20 protein-coding genes, 2 tRNA genes and 5 pseudogenes are annotated in these 22,203 nt (G+C 59.1%); 7 read left to right on the top strand and 20 right to left on the bottom strand.

Annotated features, from left to right (window positions below):
• Positions 1–6: 6 nt before the first annotated feature.
• The gene (locus AAAK34_RS11355; RefSeq protein WP_231693134.1) at positions 7–1,527 is read left to right on the top strand and encodes a recombinase family protein; all 1,521 of its coding nucleotides are present in this window, start codon (positions 7–9) and stop codon (positions 1,525–1,527) included.
• A 253-nt stretch (positions 1,528–1,780) separates the two neighbouring features.
• Here the strand turns inward: AAAK34_RS11355 and AAAK34_RS11350 are convergent, their stop codons facing one another.
• Positions 1,781–2,161: a hypothetical protein gene (locus AAAK34_RS11350; protein WP_231693133.1), complete on the bottom strand. Its 381-nt coding sequence runs from the start codon at positions 2,159–2,161 to the stop codon at positions 1,781–1,783.
• A 138-nt stretch (positions 2,162–2,299) separates the two neighbouring features.
• On the opposite strand from AAAK34_RS11350, the gene AAAK34_RS11345 reads away from it, so the two are divergent.
• A complete protein-coding gene (locus AAAK34_RS11345) occupies positions 2,300–2,737 on the top strand; it encodes a terminase small subunit (RefSeq protein ID WP_231693132.1) in 438 nt (145 codons plus the stop codon).
• A gap of 149 nt (positions 2,738–2,886) precedes the next feature.
• On the opposite strand, the gene AAAK34_RS11340 is transcribed toward AAAK34_RS11345, so the two are convergent.
• The 6 genes from AAAK34_RS11340 to AAAK34_RS11315 form a co-directional block, all read right to left on the bottom strand.
• Positions 2,887–4,422, bottom strand: coding sequence for an AAA family ATPase (locus AAAK34_RS11340; RefSeq protein ID WP_231693131.1), 1,536 nt, complete (start codon positions 4,420–4,422; stop codon positions 2,887–2,889).
• Positions 4,422–4,997: a DNA-primase RepB domain-containing protein gene (locus tag AAAK34_RS11335; RefSeq protein WP_231693130.1), complete on the bottom strand. Its 576-nt coding sequence runs from the start codon at positions 4,995–4,997 to the stop codon at positions 4,422–4,424. Before AAAK34_RS11335 ends, AAAK34_RS11340 begins: the two co-directional genes overlap by 1 nt.
• Positions 4,982–5,287, bottom strand: coding sequence for a hypothetical protein (locus AAAK34_RS11330; RefSeq protein WP_431777279.1), 306 nt, complete (start codon positions 5,285–5,287; stop codon positions 4,982–4,984). Before AAAK34_RS11330 ends, AAAK34_RS11335 begins: the two co-directional genes overlap by 16 nt.
• 120 nt (positions 5,288–5,407) lie before the next feature.
• Positions 5,408–5,779: a hypothetical protein gene (locus AAAK34_RS11325; RefSeq protein WP_231693128.1), complete on the bottom strand. Its 372-nt coding sequence runs from the start codon at positions 5,777–5,779 to the stop codon at positions 5,408–5,410.
• 199 nt (positions 5,780–5,978) lie between these two features.
• A complete protein-coding gene (locus AAAK34_RS11320) occupies positions 5,979–7,043 on the bottom strand; it encodes a site-specific integrase (RefSeq protein WP_231693127.1) in 1,065 nt (354 codons plus the stop codon).
• A gap of 295 nt (positions 7,044–7,338) precedes the next feature.
• A tRNA-Asn gene (locus AAAK34_RS11315) sits at positions 7,339–7,414 on the bottom strand.
• Between the two features lie 155 nt (positions 7,415–7,569).
• Here AAAK34_RS11315 and AAAK34_RS11310 point away from each other — a divergent pair.
• Positions 7,570–7,659: transfer RNA gene (locus tag AAAK34_RS11310), tRNA-Ser, on the top strand.
• Positions 7,660–8,387: 728 nt separating this feature from the next.
• Here the strand turns inward: AAAK34_RS11310 and AAAK34_RS11305 are convergent.
• The 11 genes and pseudogenes from AAAK34_RS11305 to AAAK34_RS11255 all read right to left on the bottom strand — a co-directional run.
• A complete protein-coding gene (locus tag AAAK34_RS11305; protein WP_431777278.1) occupies positions 8,388–8,621 on the bottom strand; it encodes a hypothetical protein in 234 nt (77 codons plus the stop codon).
• 142 nt (positions 8,622–8,763) lie between these two features.
• Positions 8,764–9,114 carry a VRR-NUC domain-containing protein gene (locus tag AAAK34_RS11300; RefSeq protein WP_431777277.1) on the bottom strand — a complete coding sequence of 117 codons (351 nt, stop codon included), beginning with the start codon at positions 9,112–9,114 and terminating at the stop codon, positions 8,764–8,766.
• A gap of 131 nt (positions 9,115–9,245) precedes the next feature.
• Positions 9,246–11,183 (bottom strand): AAA family ATPase, encoded by a 1,938-nt coding sequence (locus tag AAAK34_RS11295; protein ID WP_231693125.1) that lies wholly within the window; start codon positions 11,181–11,183, stop codon positions 9,246–9,248.
• Positions 11,183–11,401 carry a hypothetical protein gene (locus tag AAAK34_RS11290; RefSeq protein WP_431777276.1) on the bottom strand — a complete coding sequence of 73 codons (219 nt, stop codon included), beginning with the start codon at positions 11,399–11,401 and terminating at the stop codon, positions 11,183–11,185. The genes AAAK34_RS11295 and AAAK34_RS11290 overlap by 1 nt, the downstream gene beginning before the upstream one ends.
• A gap of 137 nt (positions 11,402–11,538) precedes the next feature.
• Positions 11,539–11,895 (bottom strand): hypothetical protein, encoded by a 357-nt coding sequence (locus AAAK34_RS11285; protein WP_231693123.1) that lies wholly within the window; start codon positions 11,893–11,895, stop codon positions 11,539–11,541.
• A 52-nt stretch (positions 11,896–11,947) separates the two neighbouring features.
• On the bottom strand, positions 11,948–12,202 hold the full coding sequence (locus AAAK34_RS11280; RefSeq protein WP_231693122.1) for a hypothetical protein: 255 nt from the start codon (positions 12,200–12,202) through the stop codon (positions 11,948–11,950).
• A 174-nt stretch (positions 12,203–12,376) separates the two neighbouring features.
• Complete coding sequence (locus tag AAAK34_RS11275; RefSeq protein WP_231693121.1) at positions 12,377–13,630, bottom strand: hypothetical protein; 1,254 nt, start codon at positions 13,628–13,630, stop codon at positions 12,377–12,379.
• A gap of 104 nt (positions 13,631–13,734) precedes the next feature.
• A complete protein-coding gene (locus AAAK34_RS11270; RefSeq protein WP_231693120.1) occupies positions 13,735–14,028 on the bottom strand; it encodes a hypothetical protein in 294 nt (97 codons plus the stop codon).
• Positions 14,029–14,128: 100 nt separating this feature from the next.
• On the bottom strand, positions 14,129–14,383 hold the full coding sequence (locus AAAK34_RS11265) for a hypothetical protein (RefSeq protein WP_231693119.1): 255 nt from the start codon (positions 14,381–14,383) through the stop codon (positions 14,129–14,131).
• A gap of 105 nt (positions 14,384–14,488) precedes the next feature.
• Entirely contained in the window at positions 14,489–15,826 is a 1,338-nt protein-coding gene (locus AAAK34_RS11260) for an integrase family protein (RefSeq protein ID WP_231693118.1), read from the bottom strand.
• A gap of 604 nt (positions 15,827–16,430) precedes the next feature.
• A pseudogene (locus tag AAAK34_RS11255) lies at positions 16,431–16,592 on the bottom strand (IS30 family transposase); the annotation flags it as partial.
• A 64-nt stretch (positions 16,593–16,656) separates the two neighbouring features.
• On the opposite strand from AAAK34_RS11255, the pseudogene AAAK34_RS11250 reads away from it, so the two are divergent.
• From AAAK34_RS11250 to AAAK34_RS11235, 4 genes and pseudogenes are all read left to right on the top strand, one after another.
• A pseudogene (locus AAAK34_RS11250) lies at positions 16,657–16,989 on the top strand (transposase); the annotation flags it as partial.
• Positions 16,986–17,405, top strand: a pseudogene (locus tag AAAK34_RS11245) (IS6 family transposase); the annotation flags it as partial. The pseudogenes AAAK34_RS11250 and AAAK34_RS11245, both read left to right, overlap by 4 nt.
• Positions 17,406–17,474: 69 nt before the next feature.
• A pseudogene (locus tag AAAK34_RS11240) lies at positions 17,475–18,438 on the top strand (IS5 family transposase).
• Between the two features lie 144 nt (positions 18,439–18,582).
• Positions 18,583–18,849 carry a DDE-type integrase/transposase/recombinase gene (locus AAAK34_RS11235; protein WP_431777275.1) on the top strand — a complete coding sequence of 89 codons (267 nt, stop codon included), beginning with the start codon at positions 18,583–18,585 and terminating at the stop codon, positions 18,847–18,849.
• A gap of 56 nt (positions 18,850–18,905) precedes the next feature.
• On the opposite strand, the gene AAAK34_RS11230 is transcribed toward AAAK34_RS11235, so the two are convergent.
• Positions 18,906–21,206, bottom strand: a complete 2,301-nt coding sequence (locus tag AAAK34_RS11230) for a molybdopterin-dependent oxidoreductase (protein WP_231693116.1) — start codon at positions 21,204–21,206, stop codon at positions 18,906–18,908.
• Positions 21,203–22,185: pseudogene (locus AAAK34_RS11225) on the bottom strand (Bug family tripartite tricarboxylate transporter substrate binding protein). The gene AAAK34_RS11230 and the pseudogene AAAK34_RS11225 overlap by 4 nt, the downstream one beginning before the upstream one ends.
• Positions 22,186–22,203: the final 18 nt, after the last annotated feature.

Below are 22,203 nucleotides of genomic sequence, written 5' to 3'. Positions count from 1 at the left end.
CGTGCCATGGGGACATTCAGCACCTTGCCAGCCAATTTAGGCGCAGCTGCGTATGTGCGTATGTCCACCGATCAGCAAGAACTCTCTATCGCAACTCAACTTGAGGCTATCCGCTCATATGCGGCGGACAACGGACTTTCTCTCGTAAGAATTTATGAAGATGCAGCCAAGAGCGGACTAAGCATCTCCAATCGTCCTGGAATGAAGCAACTTCTGCGGGATGTGTTGGAGGAGCCTCGTCCCTTCGGTGTCGTGCTTGTGTATGACGTAAGCCGTTGGGGGCGATTTCAGGACTTAGATGCAGCAGCTTACTATGAATACACGTGCCGCATCAACGGCGTCCGAGTAGTCTACGTACAAGAGCCGTTCGGTACAGACATTGACCCGCTAACAGCGCTACTCAAGACCATGAAGCGAGCTATGGCGGCAGAATATGCTCGTGAATTGGGAGTGAAAACGCGCGCAGGACAGGATCAGGCCATCCATCTGGGCTACCAAATGGGGTCGATGCCTAGGATTGGTATTGCCAAGATCGCGGTTGACAAATTTGGCAACCGGCGGCCGTTGGAACTGCGGCAGCGAAAGTCAATTCAGAGTGAGCGCATCGAGTGGATACCAGGACCTGCAGACGAGGTCAAACTGGTGAACCATATCTTTGAGCTGTATTGCGCTCCTGGGGGCAACATCAGCAAGACGGCCAAGACGCTTCTGAAAGAGGGAATTCGTGCACCTGACGGCAGACAAATCACGGAGAAGGTGGTCTCCAGCCTTCTTAGGTGTGAGGCGTTCGCTGGTGACTTCGTATGGGGACGAGAGCGCTTGGGTGGAACCACAGGAAAAAAACGACCGGAAACAAAGGCAGAGGGAGTGATTGACCGCATAGTGCCTAAGAATTTGTGGGAATGCGCCCAATGCAAACTGCTACAACGCAGAAGAGTGGTTCGGAATAAGGAACAGTTGCTCGCCGTATTACGTGCCAAATTGGCCGAAAATCCATTAATCACCGAACTAGACCTTGAGGCTCAAGGTCTTTTCTCAAGAATCACATATGTCAACAACTTCGGCTCGTTAAAAAATGCACTGGAGCAAGCTGGCCGCGACTCAAACGCTGTGCGCACGCAACATATGAAGAGAGCCCTGGAGGCACGCAGAATAGGCGATCACTTCGAAGACGAGATCGCTGCCTTTATTCGCTCAGGTGGAATGGACTGTCAAAAAGACTCCCGCAGTCGTGTGATGTTGGTCAACAACCACTGCAGCATACGAACAAAACTCTTGTGGCCACGCAGCATATCTGTTCCGAATCGGTGGCACATCACGAAAGTGCGTCGACCGGTAGCTGATTGGGTATTACTCGTGCAGATGCTGGATGACAAAACTGTGAGTCGCTATATGCTACTCCCGTACGCCGATTACCTCAGAGCCCCTTCATGGATATCCGACGAGCCTCCTCCTCGACTTGCCCCTCTTCGCTCATACGACCAGCTTCAAAACGCCTTGCTCAAAGCTGTAGGCAAGGTGGAATGAAATGCTTAGCGCCAATTGGCTACCAGTACCTGCGTTGGGATAGTCAGCATTCACAATGATTACGGTGCAGGTCCGATCCCGGCCCAGCGATGATAAGCACCGGGACATCGTTGGCCAAAAATGCCTTCACACTGCTGGGGTTGAATCTTTGACTGAGGAGCACTTGATCCTGCCGACCTGACCGTTATAAGCAGCGTCCTTCGCATTTGGACGCATTCAAAGCCCGGAACTGCGATGAGTGGCTACTTTTTAGCTAGGATCGGCGAAAAATCTTATGCCCTTGGTACAGACCAGTCAGAAGGCCGAGTCCCCCACCAAGCAGGAGTTGGTTTTCATCCGCTCCGAGAGTGCAGCCAACACGGTACAAGAAGTCAGCGTCTGGGTAAGCAGGACACAAGGTTTCGACCTTGAGCAGCGCGAAAATCGCGCCCATCAGAGCACCTAAGATGGTGCCGACGACGCCCCCCAACGCAATACACAAGAGCCAGCAAAACACGCTCTTGGCTGCTCCCGCGACCGCCGCCGGATCACCGCCCCGGTTGTTCACGACCTTTGGGAGCCCCAGCAGGATCCGTTCCCGCTCGAGCAGGAGTTCAGCGATCTCTAACTGAATCTTTTCACGCTCACTATTCATACTTTAATATTACACCAATCCTGCAACGACTTTTGCAGCACATCAGGGCAAACAGGGCAAGGGGGGCGACACAGCAATAGACCGGGTGCGGCACAAAAAATTGCTCATTTTTTAAGCAACGATCGTAAAATATGGTGTATGGATATCACTTCCAGCCTTACCACTCGCCGGGCCAGATTCATCGAGGAATACCTCCTCGACGGCAACGGCACGCAGGCCGCCATACGCGCTGGCTATGGGGCGGTTGGGGCGCGGGTGACCGCCCACCGTCTGCTAACCAATGCTGCCATTTCCAGCGCCATAGAGGCCCGCCAGCGCGCCGATGCTCAGCGCCTGGGTGTGGAGCGTCAGGACGTGCTCAAGGGCCTCCTGGAGGCTGTCAACATGGCCCGGGAGCAGACGAATCCGGCGGCCATGGTGGCCGCACTGCGGGAAATCGGGAAGTTGATGGGGCTCTACGCGCCTGAGCGGGTGAAGGTGGACCTGGACGCCAGGCAGGCGGTGGAGTTAGGCCGCCTGGAGGCGATGAGTGACGAGGAGTTGGTGGCCGTGATGGCGCGGGGCGCCACCGGTTGATGCTCAACGCGGGAGACAGACATAAAGAGGGCCACCGGAGGTGGCCCTTGTCTTTTATAGGGGATATCTCGCAACGCTAACTGGTTGATTTCATTGGTTTTTTTACGGCGATTCATACTTACCTCCTCGCGCGTAAGTGGTTGATTTAATTATGTTTTTTCGCGAGCCGTTTTTTCGGAAAGCTTGCTCGCAACCTCCGTTGCCGCAGCAGTTGTGCTCGTGGCTATCGAGGTGCCCATCGCGGTAACCGTGAGAGGTTTGCGTTCACCCCCCGCCAAAAAGCCGCGCGCGATGGCCAACTGCACAATCCGACGGACATCATGCTTGGGCAGCTTGAGCGAGCCTGACACGCCTCCAAAACGTTCCTCCAGCAAACGCGCCGTGATCGGCTTTGACTGTTGCATGAGTATGCCCAGTACGTTCAGGATCGCTGCGTTGTCAGCGCGCTGCTGAGATTGCATGGGGGTGATGGCGGTCAGGTAACCATTATCCAGTCGCTCAAGAATCACAGGTGCCGGAAAGGCCGAATAGTTCGTCTTGGTGACTGTTGCTGCGACATGCCGGGAGGCTTGATCCTTGGCTGCTCCAACAAGTCCGAGCTGCTTCTCCGAGGGGCGGCTGAGGTTCATCTGCCAGCGCAGGCCGTCGGTCAACGCTGAGGCGCCGCGTGAAGCCCCCTGCCCCGGCTCTGCGTCAGCAGCGTAACTGCTTTTGTTGGTGTGGTGCGCAATCAATACCGTGGCACCGGTACGTTTGGCCAAAGTCTCGAGTGCTTCGACGAAACGGGTGGCATCCTCGTTACTATTTTCCTCGCCGCCGCGAAAGCGGGAGGCAGGATCAATAATGATCAGCTTGAGGTCTTCAATCTGATCGGCCAAGGCAGCAATGCGATGCACGATGGAGGTGGTGGACACTTCGCCCGTGGTGTCGCGCTTGGTCAAGAGCGTATCTGTGCCGATGGTGGAGTAGACATAGAGGCGCTCTTCAATATCGGCCATCTGCTGGATATGCCCTGTCAACTTGAAGTGCTCCGTGATGCGCCGCAATCGACGGTGAATTTCGTCTTCATCGTCCTCCGCGCAAAAGACCAGTACGCCGCCAGTTTCACCAATCTCCCAATGTTCAGCCACAGGCAAGCCAGTGGCGACGCCTACCGCCAGTTGCAGCAACCACTGCGACTTACTGCTCCCGCCGGGAGCAACGATGGCACCGACTTTCCCGAGCACGATCAGGTCCTTCAACAGCCAACGGCGGGGCTTTGGGGCGGCCGCTAGATAACGGTCAATGCGGCCGGCGTTCAAGTCAAACAGCGGCTCGTGCACCTGGAGTTCGGGATATCGCTCTGGATGGTTACGCTGGTCAATGGCGTAGATGGATCTGAAGGTCGAGTCAACCTTGCCGCTGTCCAGGGGCTCGACGTTCTGCTCGTTCCAAGCATGGCACATCTGGAGCGCCTCATCAGCGGGAATTCGAGCAGCCAGGAGGGTGCCGATCAGCCGAGTCAGGTGTTCAGTTCGCTCGCCATCGACACACTGCTGCTTCAAAAGTGCATCTAGGCTGCCGGCTGCAGTGACACTACCCGCACGTTTTTTTGAGGGGCGATGTGGCTTGACCGGCTCAGTGGTGAGGCCTAGCTTCTGGGCCAAGTCGGCCCAGTTGTATGAGGAAGTGGCGGTAGAGTCCATTACGCATCTATCCTTGCGACTGGAGTGACTAGACGGGTTTGGAAAGGGGTGCCTTTGAGGTGCCAGAATCCTGGCAAGCGCATGACACGGGCAAGGTCGCATACTGACGGGTCTCCGCCAAATTTGCGGGCCAAGGCGTGCTGGCGTTTCTTGAAATCAGCCGCCACAGCGTCCTGCACGCGCCAGTACGCGTGCCATTTGCCGGGACTGGATTCAACTACGATGTGAGGCGGTGCATCCGTATTCAACACCGGCTCTATCGGGGCGCCGTCCAGATCAACGAAATGGGAGCGGATGTGGATGACGTTCTCGTTCGAGCGCCCGAGTCCATCGCCCCGGTTCACCATGACGAACACCCCAACACCTTGTTGCTGTAGCGCAACCAGTCTGTCCAGGTCGCGCTCCAGCGGGCCGTGAAAGACTCTCGCAAACGGATCTATACCCAACCGCTCTCTGTTGGCCTTGGATCGGTCCTTGTTATCGTCGAAGGTCTGAAAGGTGAAGGGGCCGGCGGGATCGAGCGCCTGCAGGAAACGCTGCGTCTGCTCCAAATCGGGGGTTAGTAGCTCGTCCATGATTCGATACCTCCTGCTTCAGCGTTGACAGTTACTTCGGTTCGGTGGCCAGATAGCACCGCCAGCAGGTGCAGTTCGATCTGGGCCTGATTGGCAGGGTCGTAGGTGAAAAGGTAGGTGCCGAGATACTCGCGTTGAACGATGCAGAACCTTCGTCGGGATTTCTTCGCCTCTTCCACCATCTGTTTCGTGGTGGCGTTGTCAGCGTCGACATCATTAGGGCTGATGTCTAGCGTGACGGTGAGACTGGAGCTCCCGCCCTCGGACGTGAAATGCATAAACGTGTACATCAATAGCCTCCCCATTGGCGGAGCAAGTGGTCGATGGAGCACATGGCGGGCGTGGCTGCAAACTGCGGCCAGCACGCCAAAGTGGTGCTATTGAGGTGTCCGAACGTGCGCCACATGAACTTAGGAAACTGCATTGCGGCCTCCGTTGCTTTCGACCCAAGCGAAGAAGGAAGCCTCGTCAATCAGCACACGGCGCCCAACACGGCGTACCACCCTGTCAAAGCCGTTGGTTTTCTCGAAGAAAACGAGGTGACGCAGCCCACCGATGGGCGGCCAGGCATGGTGCTGGTTCCAGTCGGTCAGGGGGATGAGCCGGGTATGCGTACGCGCGGCGCCGTTTACAGGCGAACTGGGTGGCGCCAGTACCGGTTTGCCGTCAACTGGTAGCGCGGTGGCAGTGGATTGGCACTGCGGAGCATGCTGCGCATGCGCGATCCGGCGCGGTTTGCGTTTGGGCTGGTCTGCAGCAGGACCAGAAAAAAGAATAGCCATTTAGCTTTCCTTTACGTAGGTGGACTCAGATCACTCTCGTCGGAGTGGGCTTGAGGTCCACCACGTGCCGGTTGGCAAATGGCTTCATCGCATGTGCGTTTTTAGCGCACGGGTACTATCTTAATGAAATTTGTAGCGATGTGTCAACTGACGCCGCGTTTCGTCACTGATTGAACATCTGGAAGGTATCGACTGCACCTCATGGCTGAACAAAAATCTTATGGTTCATGGACGCCACCACATTGGCCGTGTGGCTGTTGGCGAGGTGGCTGTAGCGCTTGACCATCTGCAGCGTCTTGTGTCCCAGCACCGCGGCAATTTCCACGGTGGTGGCGCCGTTCATGGCCAGGTAAGAGGCCGCGGTGTGGCGCAGATCATGAAAGCGGAAATCGTCGATCCCTGCCCTGCGCAACGCCGTTTCCCAGGGTTTCTTCAGGTCGATAGGCTGCGCCTTGTCCCTGCCGTAGAACACCAGGTCGGAGTCGATGCGGCGCACCTTGGACAGCTGGGTCATCAGGGCCAGCGCCAGACCTGCCAGGGGAATGGAGCGGCTGGTGTCGTTTTTGGTTTCAGACAGTCGAAGGCACCTGTTGGGCAGATCGACCTGCTTCCAGCGCAACCCCATGATTTCCCCTCGCCGCATTCCGGTGGATATGGCCAGCACCACCACGGTGTAGAGAAACTGGCTCCTGGATGCCTTGCAGGCTGCCAGCAGGCGGTCGCGCTCGTCATCGGACAGGAAGCGCTCCCTGCCCCGTGCTGAGCGCGGCTTGGTGATTTTGGCGACCGGGTTTTCATCGACCCAGCCCCAGTCCTTGATCGCAATGTTGTATGCGTGCGAGATCGCTGCAAGGTAGCGTTGCACGGTGGCGTTGGCCCTGCGGGCACCTCGGTCGGTAGGGGTCGACAAAAGCTGATCGCGCAGTTCGGCAACATGCGCCGGCTGAATGTCGGCCAGCAGGCGGTAGCCGATCTGAGCTTTCCACCAGAGGAGGTGACGACGGGTGTTGCTGGCGTTCTTCGGACGCTGGGGCAGCACGTCGCGCAGGTAGCGGTCAATCAAGTCCGTGAGGGTTTTGCGTCGGGCCTCCTGCACCTTGAAGTGCCTGCCTTCGCGCATGGCGACTTCTGTGGACTGCGCCCAGCGTTTGGCGTCAGTCAGTCGGGCGAAGGAGGCTTGTTGAGGGAGCTGCCCCTTGATGCGTACTTTGACGCGAAAGGTCTTGGTGCCGTCTTCAGCGAGGCGCGTTTCGATGGTGGCCATCAGCGTTCCTTGAAAAGGTATGAACAACCACGGTCTAGGTCGGAACCTAGCAGCTAGTGGAAGGGAGGGCTCCACGCCGGACCCAAGGAGTCCAGCGTTTCAACGCTGTGCATCAAACAAGGCCAAATACTATCGTGAAAAGTGGCGATCTGTCGACGAGAGTTGTCGGTCAGTGTCCCACCAGTGTCCCATGGACCCCTTCGAGGAGGTTTCAGGGGCAGCACAGAAATGAAAAAAGCACTTAGACGATTCGCCTAAGTGCTTGATTCATATCGTCTTTTCAACGAGAAATATTTGGCTCCCCGACCTGGGCTCGAACCAGGGACCTGCGGATTAACAGTCCGTCGCTCTACCGACTGAGCTATCAGGGAACAAGCCTTGGAGTATAGCGCGTTTTTGACCGTTTTTGCAAGCTCCCGCCAGAAAGGACGACTTTTTGCGTCCAACCTGATCGGGCAACGATTTGTTTCCGCGTTCTGCTTGATGCCAAATTCATTCTGCTAGAATTCCGGCTTCGATCAGAACAGGAGAGGTGGCAGAGTGGTCGAATGTACCTGACTCGAAATCAGGCGAAGGGGCGACCCTTCCGAGGGTTCGAATCCCTCCCTCTCCGCCAGCACAAAGGAAACCCTGCTATTCAAAAGATAGCGGGGTTTTTTCTTTGGGGGGTCTTACAGACTGTTTACAGACTGCGGTACTGGGTTCTGTGCCATGTAGCCACCCAGCCCCAGCAACACAAAAGCCCCACGGCGGGGGCTTCGGCTGTTTTGTCTGGTCTATCGCTTGTGAGAACCGAAGGCAGGCAGCAGCGGCCACGGTGAATAGGCCAAGCCTTCTCTAAACAGAACTACCACGCTCAATCGGATACGTGGTAAGCATCAGTATTGATAGCGTCGAAGGTAGGCAATACGGCGCTTGCAAGGCTGGAAGATTTTGCTTAACACATAGCATCGTTTAGCCAGTAGTCGTATTTGACGACGGCAAGCCCTTGCACCTTAGGGCAGCACCATGCCCCCACCAGCAAAAAAGCCCCACGGCGGGGGCTTCGGTTGGTTCATTTGCTGATTTGAATAATTCAGAACGGCGTTTTTTTCTGCGCGTGCGGAACAGGTCGGTATCCGGCTTCCCATCCTCCAGAGATTTGATGCCCCCTAGTCCCCTATCGCCATTTCGCGGGTGTATGCCGAATGAGTACCTGTCGGTTTCCACGAATGAAGCCCCGAAGATTTGAACCCCCTGGGGTGCCACCACGGCGCGCAGTCTTTTTATGGACTCCAGAAACTCCCCTTCCTGGGGCTTCCTCCGTCGGATGATTCCGGAAAACCGTCCGTACTTCGCCGTACTTTAACCATCGGATGCCGGAACATCGCCCACGCTGGCAGGTAGCCGCCAATGCTCCCTATCGCGTCCGTACAGGCTTGGCGGCTTCCATTGCATCGCCACCAGCCCCATGATTACAAGACGGTCTAGAAGCGCCTGGGCATTGCTGTCAGGGTATAGGCACTGGGCCATCTCCAGCGCCTCACGCGCTGCGGTGCATGGCATGTAGTCAATACGCTGTCGGTCGCTCTTTCTCATGGTTGGTTCTCTCCTGCTCTTTCAGGTTGATTAGGTGTCCATGCCTCGCACGCTTGGCACAGCACCAGCCCCACGCGGCAGCCAGTCGCCAGCCAGCAGCCCCATAGCGTCACGTCCAGGCGGTGTATGCAGGTGCGGCAGGTCATGGCTTTTCCATCTCGCGCAGCACGTCGCAGCAGTCACGCGCCACAAAGGCCACGCCACCGGCAACACGGATGCGCTCAAGGAATAAGGCTTGCTCAGGGTGCAGGCGTCCGGTCTTGGCTTTCACTTCCACCCCCAGCAGGCGGCCATCCGTCAATTGCCCCAGCACGTCAGGGCACCCCGGCCAGCCGAAACGGATAAAGCGGTTGCCCACCTTGGCAGCCCCGGTATTCATGCGTTCGGCCCATGCCACGGCGGGATGCGTTCGCAGTGCCTTCAAGACTTCCACCAGGGCAGCAGCTTCGGGGCGGCTGTTGGTTCGGGGGCTTTGTATTTCATCCCCCAGCAAGTCGGTATCAAGTGCCTGTTTTGGGGAAGGTACAAAAGGTACACCCCTAAAGGGTGTTGTACCTATCTGTACCTTTTTTCCCGTGGGTACAGTTGGGTACATGTACCTTTTTGTACCTTTCTGTACCTCGTTCATTTGGCAACCCCGGCAATTGCCACCAAGCCAGCAGCTTCATGAATAGCGCAGGCTGTCACCAGTGTTTTCATGGCGCGGTATATCGGGCCTTTCTGGTACCGGCCTTCAAAGTGCTTCACCACGTCCGTTTTACGAATGCCCACCTTGTGCGCGGCCAGGAACTCCAACACAGCACCATCACATTCACTCAGGCGCTTGCCCTTTGGCTTGTCTGGTGCATCGGCGGGCACCACCACGCAGGATGTCGCAGCGGCTCCCCATTTGGTCGTACCGAGCGTCACCGTATCCAGTCGGAACCCGATGCGCTCGCCCTTGGTGCTTAGGTCGCGTTGCTTTGTGATTTCAGCGCAGCGTCCATTAGGCGAGTCCGTCACCTCGATTTCCGTATCCACTGCGGCGCGGATGCCACTCCAGCCACGGGCACCATTTGCGGCAGCTTTCCCGCTATGGTGAATCAGCAGGAAATGGGCGGCGCACTCGGAACGGATGCGGTCGAACCGGCGCACCACCAAACCCATATCCTGCCCGGCGTTCTCGTTGGCTCCAGCACTTAATCGGGCCAGGGTGTCGCCCACTATCAGGCGCACCTTTTGCCCTCTCTGGCGCTCTAGCTGGCGCACCACGGCAATCACGGCGTCCGTGTCAGCATCACCGTCGAACAAGTCAATGGGGCTTTGCACAATGGCGAAGTTCGGCACCCTAACCCCGTGGTGCTTTTGGTAGGCTTGCAATCGGCCACGCACGGATGCAGGGCTTTCAGCGGCCAGATACAGCACCAGCCCCGGCTCAGTGTTGCGGCCCATCCATTGCGTCCCACGCGCCACAGCGGCGGCCATGTCAATCACAAAAAAGGTTTTCCCACTGTTGCTGTCACCGTACAGAACGGAACCGTCGCCAGCAGTTAAAACCCCTTCCACCAATTCATCGGGCGGCGTGAAGGCAGCGGGCAGTTCGTCGGCAAAGGCCACCGATAACGGCAGCGGGGGCGGCGCGGGTTCCTGGGCAGTCTCCAGCAGGTCGGCCAGCACGTCGGCCCCATCACGCTGTGCAAGGTCGTTTGCGTCGAAGTTCTGCGGCTCACCCTGGGGCATGTAGGCCACGGCGCACTGCAACTCATGCGCAATCTTGGCGGCGCTTTCTTCTTTACCCACATCGGGCACCAGCACCAGGCGGGCGGATGCGTCACGCTGGCGAAGTTCGGCGGCCACCTTTGCCACGTTGCCCCAGCCGAAACAAACCACGGCGGCATTCCCGGTAGCTTGCCAGGCGGCCCATGCAGTGCCTATGCCCTCGCACACGTAAAGCGGCTTGCCCGGCACCACATCGCCCACGGTGAAGCTCGCCCCGGCCATCGGCGCACCAGGCAGGTTCATCTTCTTACCGGGCGGCGGCGGTATCAGTTGAAGGCTTTGCAGTGTGCCATCAGCGGCCAGGGCGGGTACTACCAAAGCCCCGGCCATGCGCTCGCCTTGAATGCGCAGCGGGTCACCAGCGGGCAGTACGCGCAGGGTATCCAGCGGAACCCCGGCGGCGGCTTTTCCGATGATGTAGTCGTGTGAAGTAGTTGCAGGTTCGCAGCGGCTCCACACTTCGGCGGGGCTCATGCCTGGGGCAGGCTTGCGGGGCGGCTCTACGGCCTTCCTGGGGGCTTGTACGGCCCTTTGCTGGGGCTTGCCTTCACCCATGCGCCAGCCGTTCTCAGCGGCCACGTGAAACAGGGTGCCAGCCCCCACGCCTTTACCCGGCTTGATGCTTCGCCACACATCACGGCAGGCGGCGGAGTCGTAGTTCCCGGCGCTTTGGCTCCATGCGTCGAAGGTGTCAAAGTCCACCCCGGCGGCATGTGCGCCCATCGCCACCTTCACCCATGAATCACGGTCAATGTCCGGCGGGATGCTGCGCAGTGCGTCGATTGCCTTTGTGGTGTCGGTCATCACCCAGCACCTCCATTCATCGCCAGGGCTTGCGCGGTGTATTTCCCGTCAAGGCAGTAAAGCGCAATGATTCTGTCGGGGCTGTGTTCCGTAGGGCTTGGAATTTCGATGGTTTCCACCGGCCAGCCCAAAGTACGCAGCTTGAAAATCACAGCACCCAGTCGCCAGCTTTGCGTACTGTCTTCAAAATGCGGATGGTCAATCATCTTTCCGTCCATCAGCATCTTCAATGCCCTATCGGGCAGGGTTCCACGTGTTGGCCAGCTAGGGCAAAATGGCGGGGGCGGCAGAAACGAAAGTTGTTCACCGTGGGCCCCTTGCGTCTTGGTCGGTGCGGGGGCTTTCTTTTGCTTGGTCAAAATGGCACCTCGCTAAAGTCTTGGACACAGTAAAAGTTGCGCTCGCCGTCTGGTGCAAATGCACGGCTTGCAGCTTCATCAACTTCAGCCCGTACAAATTGCGTCAGCTTTTCAAGCATTTGAAGTGCGGCCTTCGCATCAGTCCCAGCGCGGATTTGCACTCGTACCGCAACATCAGAGTTGCGTAGCTCGGTCACCGTCGAGCCCATGAGGCAATGCCCGTCATCGTCGGCAGGCATCACTGAATCAGCTTGAGTCATAAAGAAGGCGTCAAACTGATAAAACTCAGTTGGGCGGCCCTCCGCATAGCGGCGCAATAGGCGCTCTTTCTTGGAAAGCTCGGGCGTTTTCATTTGGCAGCCCTCCAGCGGCGAAGGCGCAGCACCAGAAAGAAGATGGCGGTAATCATTGCGCCACCCCCAGCACGGCACGGATGCCAGCTACAGGCCATGCAAGGCGGCCATTGATGCGAATGGGGCGCAGGCCATCGGGGAAGGTTTCAGCGCAGGCCCAGCCCCTCAAGGTTTGCGGGCGGCGGTTCACGTAATGCGCGGCCTGTTCTGTCGGAACCGTGGGGCGGTTGACTGATTCCAGCGGGGGGAACTGGCTCGTTTCAGTTGCAGCGCGGCGGGCGTCTGCACTGTGTAAGGTTGCTTGCATCGCAATTTGCTTTCCATCCCAGCGGCTCGGGCTTGCGGCGTGCAAGGCTTCCGGGCTGGAGATGGTGCTATTGCGATTGCGGGGTATTTGCGGGCGTGCAAACCCGGCTATTTGTCATGGGTGAACCCGGATATATCAGCCCCTCAACCCGGATATATCAAGTGTTTTGCCCGGTTAATCTCGCTCTCTCGGGTCGCATGCTTCATACGTTGCATACACCTTTGGGAAATGCCCTTCCAGTAGTCGCCAACCTGTATCCTCGCGCATCTTTTTACCGTTCCGTTTCGGGCCAATGAGGTATTGCATGACGCGGAAAACATCAAGCATTGCCGGATAACCATTGCGGCCCTTTTTGCCAGGAATAATTACAGCCTCTTGGAGTGCGGGACGGTCTTTCATGCTTCGAAACCATGCCCGATTCATGCCCGACATGCTGCCAAAGGCTTCTATTAGTCGGTCTGGCGTTGCCAGCATCGCGGTATCGGGTCTTGAGGGCGCGAGTTCTTCGGCCTGGGGTTCCTCGCACTCTGCATCAATAAACGCATCAGCCAGGGCGCGAACGTCATAGCCCACCACCCGGCAATCATCGGGCACGGTTTCAAAGTCGGGTTCATCGTCGGTCAACATGCCTTTTGTGTAGCGTCTGCGTGTTCCGTCGATTGCCTCGAAACTATCAAACGTGCGCCAGCTTGCCCGGCCCGTTGCGGCCAAGTGTTGGCAAGCGGTAAGAGGCAGTGTTGGGATGGCACCAGCGGGCACAATGTTTTCGTTGGATTCGCCCTTGTTGAAAAGTACCCCACCATCGTGTTTGCGAACCTTTGCGGCGCGGTGCACGATTGCACGAAGGGCTATCTCGCCACGGCCAGCGGCGCGCAGAAAGTCGCCGATAGTGACGGGCTCCCCCGCGTGCTTTGTTGCCATGCTCGCGGCTTCCTCCAGCGTAAAAATGTCGGTATCGGCCAGCCTACCCCCTCGCCATTCGGTGCGTGGCTCCAGTCGGTCATACATTGGAAAGTGATAAACGGGCTTGTCGGCCTGGGGCTCCCGTGCGGATGCCGTTAAAAAGGCATAAGGCGGCTTTCTTGATTTGCCCCAGTCGTTCAGCCAGTCCAGATGAACAAGCCCCGAATCCAGTACCGCACCCATTCGGATTTCAAGCGTGCGCCTTGATGCGGTGTTCTCTACAACGTGCAAGTAACCCTTATCACCATCGGCCAATTCAGCGGCGTGTTCCAAGTCCTTCCTGAATCGCTCAACCCCATCAATTGCATGTTTCATCCATTGCAATTCTTGCGCTTCATCGCCCGCGTCCGGGTGTTCTGGATACAGCGCATCCGCAATCAATCGGGGCAGGTCGCCAAAACGGTAATAGCCCTCAACGGCTACCGGCAGAACAACATGAATCGGCTTAATCGTGCTTGTAGTCATACGGCACCCCTTCAAGTGCAACCCTCATTAGGTGCCCCAGCAGGTCGGTGAAGGTGTCCGACTTTTCGGCAGGATTGCGGCCCTGCCTAGCTGGGGCGAAACGGTCAATCTACGTAGATGATGGCGTTACGGTCGCCATATTTGGCCTGCATCATTTGCAGCCCCTTGTGTGCATGGTCACGGTCGTAGAGCCATGCGGATTTGCGCTCGCGTCCGTTCACCAAGTACATGACGCAATAGCGGGGCGCTGAAATTGGTTGTTGCAGCACAGTGCGCAGGCGGTCACGCTCGCGGCGCTTCTCCAACGTGGTTTTGGGCATAGCGGCACGGGCTCGCAGTTCTTCCCGAAGCCCCGTAAAAAATCCCTCGTTGGGGTATGTAAACTTGCTTTCAGCCATTTTCCAAGCTCTTTCTTTGATGTGGTTAGAACGGCTGCAGGGCTCCTACCCCCTGTGGCCGTTCGCCTTTTTAATTTAATCCTAGGGCTGGCGGAATGGGTTAATTGACTATGTTTTCCCGTGCAGCCATGTATTCAAAGTTCAGCCATGCAGAGTCCTTTCGGCTAGCCATCATTGCCCACTCTCCTCGTTCGAGAATCTGGTAATCCACGCGGTCGCGCAATTGCCTATGCGCCCGCTTGGTGACGGTGCGCCACAGCTCCCATTCACCGCGTCGGGCAAGCAATGTGTGCCGCAGGTTGTCGGACGGTAGGTAATGCTCAATTAGCGCGTGAGGTACAGTCTCATCAGCCATTTCCGAAGCTCCGTTTTGATGATGGTCAGGGGCTGGCGCTGTGTTCCTGCACATGCTGGCCCGCCTGTTTTGCCCTGGGTGAAACGCGCCAGGGCTTCGCGTTTTTCAGTTCACAGCACGCAGCTTGCCCGGCTCTGCCTTGGCATCAAACACAATCCCGGCCTGCTCCAGAATCCAAGCCTCGATACGCTCATGGTGCACACGCAGCAGGTCAAGCGGGCGCACGGTGTAATGCTTCTCAGCCGTTGCACTTGGCTTGTGCCCCATGATTTGCGCCACCACTCCGGCGGGAATTTCCAGCCACTCGGTAAGGCTCTTGAACGAACGGCGCAGCCCATGCACTGTCAAGCCGTCGATACCGGCCACGGCACAGGCGTCATGGTGCGGATTGCGCGGAATTGCGATACAGCCACCGGCGGCGGTAAGGCTGGAAAAAACAAAGTCATTGCGGCGGGGCAGCGCGGCCAGCAGGTGCCAGACATAGGGCGTCAAGGGAATGACGCGGGTGCCTTCCACTTTGTCGCGGATGGTTAAGCCTCGCCATTTGATGTTTATGTCTTCCCAGCGCAGGCCCAGCACCTCGCCAGCCCTTGCGCCAGTCAGTAGCAGGGTTTGCAGATAGGCGGCAATCATCGGGTTTTGTAGCTGGCGCACGGCGTCAAACCATGCGGGTAATTGCTCTTTCAGCAGCGCATCCTCTTTCACGCCGGCCTTGCCCAAACTTTCGCGGGCCTTCTTGGTCTTGGCAGGGTTCACACCGGCCAGCACTGGCGCATATTCTTTCTGTTCTGCGCACCAGCTTAAAAAGGCTTTCAGGCAGCGCCATGCAAGGCGGGCGGCAGCGGGGCGGGTTTGTGCCTCGCGTTCGGCCCAAGCCTCGATAACGGGTGTAGTCAGGTCACGCAGGGGCAGTGCCATCAGCGGATGCAGTATTCCGGGCGCAGTCACGCCACCGGCAGCGCGTTTTGACGGCACCCCTCCGGCCTTCACCAATAATAGATGCTCACTGTAATGACGCTCACCCCAGCGCGGGCGGCGGGCTTCAAGGTAAATAGCCCACACCTCGCCCACGGTTACGGCATGCGCGGCGGCGGCGGCCTTTTCTGCGGCCTGAGCGGCCTGTTGTTGGTGCTCTAGCTCTCGGGGGTCGATGCCTGTTTCTGTCAGTCCACGTAGGCGGTGGGCTTCTGCTTTGGCATCAGCGATGGAAACGGCGGGCCACTCTCCCAGCGCACGGGTTATTAGCTTCCCCTTCATGCGGGTCTCAAACTGCCAATGCTTCCCGCCTGCCTTTGTCACTCGCAAGCGTAGCCCCTTCTTGTCGGCATCCTTCACCAGCACGAACGGCCTGTCTGGCGGGCAAATGGCGCGTTCGAGTAGCCCGTGCGTCAGGTCGTGGGCGGCGGCGTAGTCAATTGCTGCGGTCTTGCTCGGCCTAGCCATGTTGGAACCCTTCGATGATTTACAGACTGTTTACAGACTGAAAAGCCCTATAAACCCAAATTTCAATCAACATTCAAACTGTTTGCGTATCCAGTAGCAATTCGATAAGTTGTTGATTTACATGGATTCTATCAGCATTAATCAACACTGCGGAATATATAAATCGCCTGACTCGAAATCAGGCGTACGGTTTCCGTACCGAGGGTTCGAATCCCTCCCTCTCCGCCAGTACGTCAAGGCCCCCGCAGTGCGGGGGCCTTTTCTTTGGGCGCACACCCGCGGGTGCAAGTCCCGCTGCGAGCTGGTCACAGCGAGCAAAGTGAAGCCGATCGCGGCCCGGCGCAACTGCGTGAGGGCGACCGAGCGTGGGGAGGAAGCGTGGAGCGTAAATCGCGAGCCGATGAACAAGAACTGCATAGAAGGCGCTGCCAAGCAGGGCGAGTGGGCAAGCAACCACGAAGCTCTTGTGACCAAGGCGAGACAGCGTAAATGCAGCGGTTGTGCGATGAAGGTGTGCGACTCTTACCTAGGGAGAGCTCGCCTCGCGCCTGAAAGGGCAACGGCTATGCCGCAAGCGAGAAGTCAGCAGAGGCCGTAGTAGTGCGAACCAGCGCGAGCCCACAGCCTGCGATACGCCAACAACCTCGGCGGCCCTCTCACTGGTGATTCCGGTGGCAATCTGTACCTAGAACTGACGCTCTACTTCACGCCGATGTGAGGGAGCCCCCGGAGAGCGCATCGCATCTCTTCCCGTCAATTGCTTCATCCATCCCGCGGGTCGCCCCACAAACACCTCCTGGTTGAAGGTGTTGCGACGACCGGTTGAATCCGCCCAGTACACCAGCCTAGCCTTTGGCGAGCGTTGCCGGCAGATGCAGGTGCGCCCCTCGATGGGAACGGTGGGCGATGCCTACGACAACGCGATGGCCGAGAGCTTCTTCGCCAGCCTGGAAGGCGAACTCATCGAGCGCAGTACCTTCCAGAGCAAGGCGCAGGCCCGCATGGCGGTCTTCACCTGGATTGAAGGCTGGTACAACCCCCGGCGCCGCCACAGCAGCCTGGGCTACCTCTCACCCCTGAACTTTGAAAGGAGCAACGAAGCGCTGTTTGATGTTGTTGAAGATGCCGACGCGCATGCCGAGACAACACCCGAAACGGTTTGAGAATCAAACCAATACCCGTCCACGAAAGTGGGTCAACTCCAGTTCGCTGGTACGCGGCCTACCCGCTGAACTTGCGAAACCTGGAAGAAGTGATGGCCGAGCGTGGCGTGTGCGTCGACCATGCGACTGTTCACCGCTGGGCCCTGAAGATCTTGCCCGTCTTGGCCAGGGTCTTCCGTCGGCGAAAACGCGCAGTCGGTGCCTCCTGGCGCATGGATGAGACCTACATCCTGGTGGGCTGACAATGGAAGTATTTGTACCGCGCTGTTGACCGGAGGGGCCACACGGTGGATTTCCTGCTGACAGCCCGACGTGACGAAGCTGCAGCACGGCATTTTTTCGAGCAGGCCATCAACCTACATGATGTTCCCGAGAAGACCACCATCGACAAGAGTGGAGCGAACACGGCGGCTATTAGGGATGGTGTTCAAAACCCCGGTCAAGCCCGAATGGCATGAGCGAGGCACGACAGGAACAATGGCGTCATGACCCAACAAGAACTTGGCCTGAACCTGAGCATGCGGCGCACGCGCAAAGCGGTGTTCCTCGACGAGATGAACCTGGTGGTGCCGTGGACCGAGTTGCTGTCGCTGATTGCGCCGCACGCACCTCGGGCCAAGACCGGGCGACCGCCTTTGAGCTGGTCACTATGCTGCGCATTCATTTCTTGCAGCAGTGGTTCGGCCCGAGTGACCTGGCCATGGAAGAAGCCCTGTTCGAGACCACGCTGTACCGCGAGTTTGCGGGCCTCTCCAGCGTCGAGCGCATCCCGGACCGGGTCAGCATCCTGCGCTTTCGCCACTTGCTCGAAGAGCACCAACTGGCCCCGCAGATACTGGCCGTGGTCAACGCCACACTGGCCGACAAAGGCTTGATGCTCAAACAAGGCACGGTGGTGGACGCCACCTTGATTGCCGCGCCCAGCTCGACCAAGAAGCAGGACGGCGAGCGTGACCCTGAGATGCACCAGACCAAGAAGGAAACCAGTGGCACTTCGGCATGAAGGCGCACATCGGCGTGGACGCCGACTCGGGCCTGGTTCACACCGTGGTCGGCACAGCCGCCAACGTCAATGACGTGACGCAGGCCAGTGCTTTGGTTCACGGCGAAGAAACGGATGTGTTTGCGGACGCTGGCGACCAGGGCGTGGCCAAACGCGAAGAAGTCAAAGGCATCGAAGCCAACTGGCATGTGGCCATGCGCCCGGGCAAACGCCGAGCGTTGGACAAGGACAGCCCCATGGGCGCCGTGCTCGAGCAGCTTGAGCACGTCAAGGCCCGTATCCGAGCCAAAGTGAAACATCCGTTTCGGGTTATCAAACGCCAGTTCGGACACATGAAAGTGCGTTACCGGGGACTGGCCAAAAACACGGCGCAGTTGCACACGCTGTTTGCCTTGAGCAATCTTTGGATGGCGCGGCGCCGCCTTCTGCAAGGGCTGCAGGCATAAGTGCGTCTGCAGGCGGCCTGAGGGCCGCCAAGCGACCGAAAACGGCCGACGAAAACGCAGAAACTGCGTTGAATTCGCCAGTTCTGGGTTGCGCTGTTTCATGTCGTGGCAAGCCGCCCACTATCGGCTGGCGTCAATCGTGTTTTGAACACCATCCTTAGGGGATTGCTGGAGGACAGTGGGCTGGCCATTGAACTGCGCCAGTCCAAGTACCTGAACAACATCGTTGAGCAGGATCACCGGGCCGTCAAGCGCCGGGGCAGGCACATGATGGGGTTCAAGACATTCCACACGGCACGTCGACTGATCAGGGTTATCGAGACCACGCACATGATTCGCAAGGGGCAGATGAACTGCCCCAAAGGGACAACCACGTCGGTCGCACAACAGTTCTATAGCTTGGCCATTTGAATTGAGAGGTCGTTGCTCAAGTCAGCACGCTTCCCATCCGCTATAGCGACAGAACCTTATGCCGCTTCCGGTGGCTCGAACGCTCGTATCGGCGGCAAGGCGCCCGAGTAACGTTCGATTTGCACCACCGTCAACTGTCCGCTGCAGCCCTGGGCCAAGGACGAAGTGCCGATGTCGCGTGTCAACACATTCGGGTTGCCGTGAACGCAAAGCGTCAGATCCTCGCCGGTGTCAATGGGGTCGTACCAGGCGCCGGTGGGCAGTTGCACCACGTCCGGTCGCATGGCCTCACTGAGCCGCGCTGAGGCCAGACAGGCGCCTCGTTTGTTGAACAGGCGCACGATGTCACCTTCGGCAATGCCACGTTCAGCTGCGGCACGCGGGTGCAATGTGCACACTTCGCGGCCTAGCCGCTTGCTGGCAGCGCTGTGGGCGCCAAAGTCGAGCTGGCTATGCAGCTTGGTGGCAGGCTGGTTGGCAATGAGGTAGAGGGGATGTTGGCCATCCGGGCGTTCGCTTTTGTCGAGCCAAGCCGGATGACCGGGGCAGTCCGCGTAGCCAAAGCCCGCGATCACAGACGAGCTGATCTGCATCTTGCCGCTGGGTGTGGCCAGTGGATGGCGGTCGGGCGCTTCGCGAAACGCGCGCAGCATGCCGCCGTCGTCGGGTGCCTGGGGCAGGTTGATGCTGCCTTGTTGCCAGAAGCTGTCGAAGTCAGGCGCAGCGTGGCCCGCCTGGGCCAGCCCGCTGCGGGTCCGCTCATAAAGGTGCTGCAGCCAGGCGCGGGTGTCGCGGCCTTCGCTGAAAGCGTCAAGGCCACCGAGACGGCGGGCCAGCTCGCAGAAGATGTCGTAGTCGTCGCGGGCCTGGTCTATCGGTGGGGCGATGCGGTGCATGGCCACCAGCAGAGGATCGGTCGGGGTGCCGCCGATGTCCTCGCGCTCCAATGTCATGGTGGCGGGCAGAACGATGTCGGCCATGCGAGCGGTGTGTGTCCAGGCGCTTTCATGCACGACAAAGGTGTCCAGACGCCTGAAGCCTTGGGCTAGGCGTTTCAGGTCCTGGTGGTGGTGAAACGGGTTGCCGCCGGCCCAATAGGCCAGGCGGATGTGTGGGTAGTACAGGCGTTGGCCGTTGTAGTCAAAGGCTTCCCCGGGATGCAGGAGCATGTCGGTGATACGCGCAACGGGGATGAACGCCTTAACACTGTTGCTGCCCTGGTGCAACGCGGTGGCGCTGACCACATTGTTGCGTTTACCGTAGTGGGCCAGCGTGCCCAGGGCGTAGTTGTAGCCCCCGCCGGGCAGGCCCAACTGCCCCAGCACCGCAGCCAGCACCGCGCCCATCCACACCGGCTGTTCGCCGTGCTCCGAGCGTTGTAATGAGTGCGCGACCACCACCAGTACCCGTTTGCCCGGCAGGCTCAGGGCCAGCTCACGGATTTGCGTGGCGCTCAACCCGCAAATGTCGGCCGCCCATTCAGGCGTCTTGGCCATGCCGTCGCTGCGGCCCAGCAGGTAGTCTTCGAAGACGGGCCAACCGTCGCAGTGGCTTTGCAGGAAATCACGGTCATGTAGGCCCTCGCGGACCAGTACGTACACCAGTGCCAGCATCAGCGCGGTGTCGGTTCCAGGCACCACGGGCAGCCACTCGGGGCGTGCTTCGTCGGGGATGTCGCTGCGCAGTGGGCTGATCGCGATGAAGCGGCAGCCGCGCTCGGCGGCCGCGCGCATGGCGTCACGCTCGATGTGGCGGCTGATGCCACCACTGGCCACACGCGAGTTCTTCAACGCCATGCCGCCGAAGGCAAGCACGGTGTCGGTGTGCTCGACGATTTGTTCCCAGGTCACGTTACGCCGCGCCACCTGCTCCATGGTGCCCATGACGTGCGGCAGGATCACGGCGGACGCGCCGGCGCTGTAGCTGTTGACCGAGCGGACATAGCCGCCGAGCACCGTGTTGAGGAAGCGGTGGATCTGGCTTTGCGCGTGGTGAAAGCGCCCCGCGCTGGACCATCCGTAGGAGCCGCCAAAGATGGCTTGCGCCCCGTGCTGCTGCTGGACCCGTCGCAGTTCGTCGGCCAAGTGGTCCAGCACCTCGCCCCAGGGCATGGGCACAAAGCTGTCGTGCCCGCGCGCCTGGTCGGCTCCCGGACCACGCTCCAGCCAACCGCGTCGCACCATGGGCACGGTCACACGTGCGCGGTGGCGCAGAGCGGTGGTGAAATTTTCGATCAGCGGGTTGGGGTCCGGGTCGCCAGGGTGAGGGCGGACGGTCAGCGCGTCGTTGTGCCAGCTGGCCGAAAACACGCCCCAGTGCGAACTGTGGGGCAGCAGCTCGGGTGTGCTGGTGCTCATGGCTCTGACTGTGTCTTGAGATCGCCGCGCACCGCCGCTGCTTTGTAGTTGGAGATGTCGCGAACCACGAAGTCACGGAAGGACACGCCGCCCAGCTCCGACTCCTGTGCGCCATCGGCACGGTAGACCTTGAGCAGATCGGCCGATTTCAGCGATTGCTTCACCGCGCGGGTGATGTGTTCGATCACTTCCGCTGGCGTGCCCTTGGGTGCAGCAAGACCGTACCACTGGGTCATGGCGACGTTGACACCCTGCTCCTTGAGTGTGGGCACGTCGGGCAGGTTGGGCGCACGTGTGGCGCTGCTGACCGCCAGCAACCGCAGCTTGCCGCCCCGAATCTGTCCCATCAAGGGGGTGTAGGGGGCGAAAAAACTATCGACCACGCCACCGTGAAGGTCGTTGAGTACCGGGCCGGAGCCCCGGTAGGGCACGTGCAAAACTTCCAGCCCGGCCTGCTGTTTGATCATCTCCATCACGATTTGAGAGGAGCCGCCAGTGCCGGTGGACGCGTAGCTGAGCTTGCCCGATTTGGCCGCAGCGACAAAATCTGCGTAGCTCTTGATGCGCGAGCTTTCGCTAACCATCAGTCCAAAGGCGTTTCCACGAGCCCGTGGATCAGCACGAAGTCGTCGGGGACTTTGTAACGCAGGTCTTGCCGGATGGCAGGCGCACTGCCGAGGTTGCCGCTCATGGCCAGCAACAGCGTGTGGCCATCGGGTTTGGCTTGTGCCACCTGTTCGGCGGCGATGTTGCCGCCGGCCCCGGTGCGGTTTTCCACCACCACGGCTTGACCGATGTGTTTGGCCAGCTCGGTGGCGATGGCGCGCCCGTACAGGTCGCCACCGCCACCAGGCGGGAAGCCGACCACCAGTTTGATGGGCTGCTCAGGGTAGGCCGCGTGAGCCAGCAGCGAGGTGCCGGCCAGCAGGCCCAGCAGGGCGGCACGCAGTGTGCTGCGGCGCAGGCTTGAGATTGTCATGGCGGGTGTCTCCAATGC

Source organism: Ottowia caeni (assembly GCF_050821495.1).
In the GTDB taxonomy this organism is placed as follows: Bacteria; Pseudomonadota; Gammaproteobacteria; order Burkholderiales; family Burkholderiaceae_C; genus Ottowia; species Ottowia caeni.
Note: the sequence above shows the minus strand (reverse complement) of the source record. Positions and strands in the feature narration are given on the sequence as shown.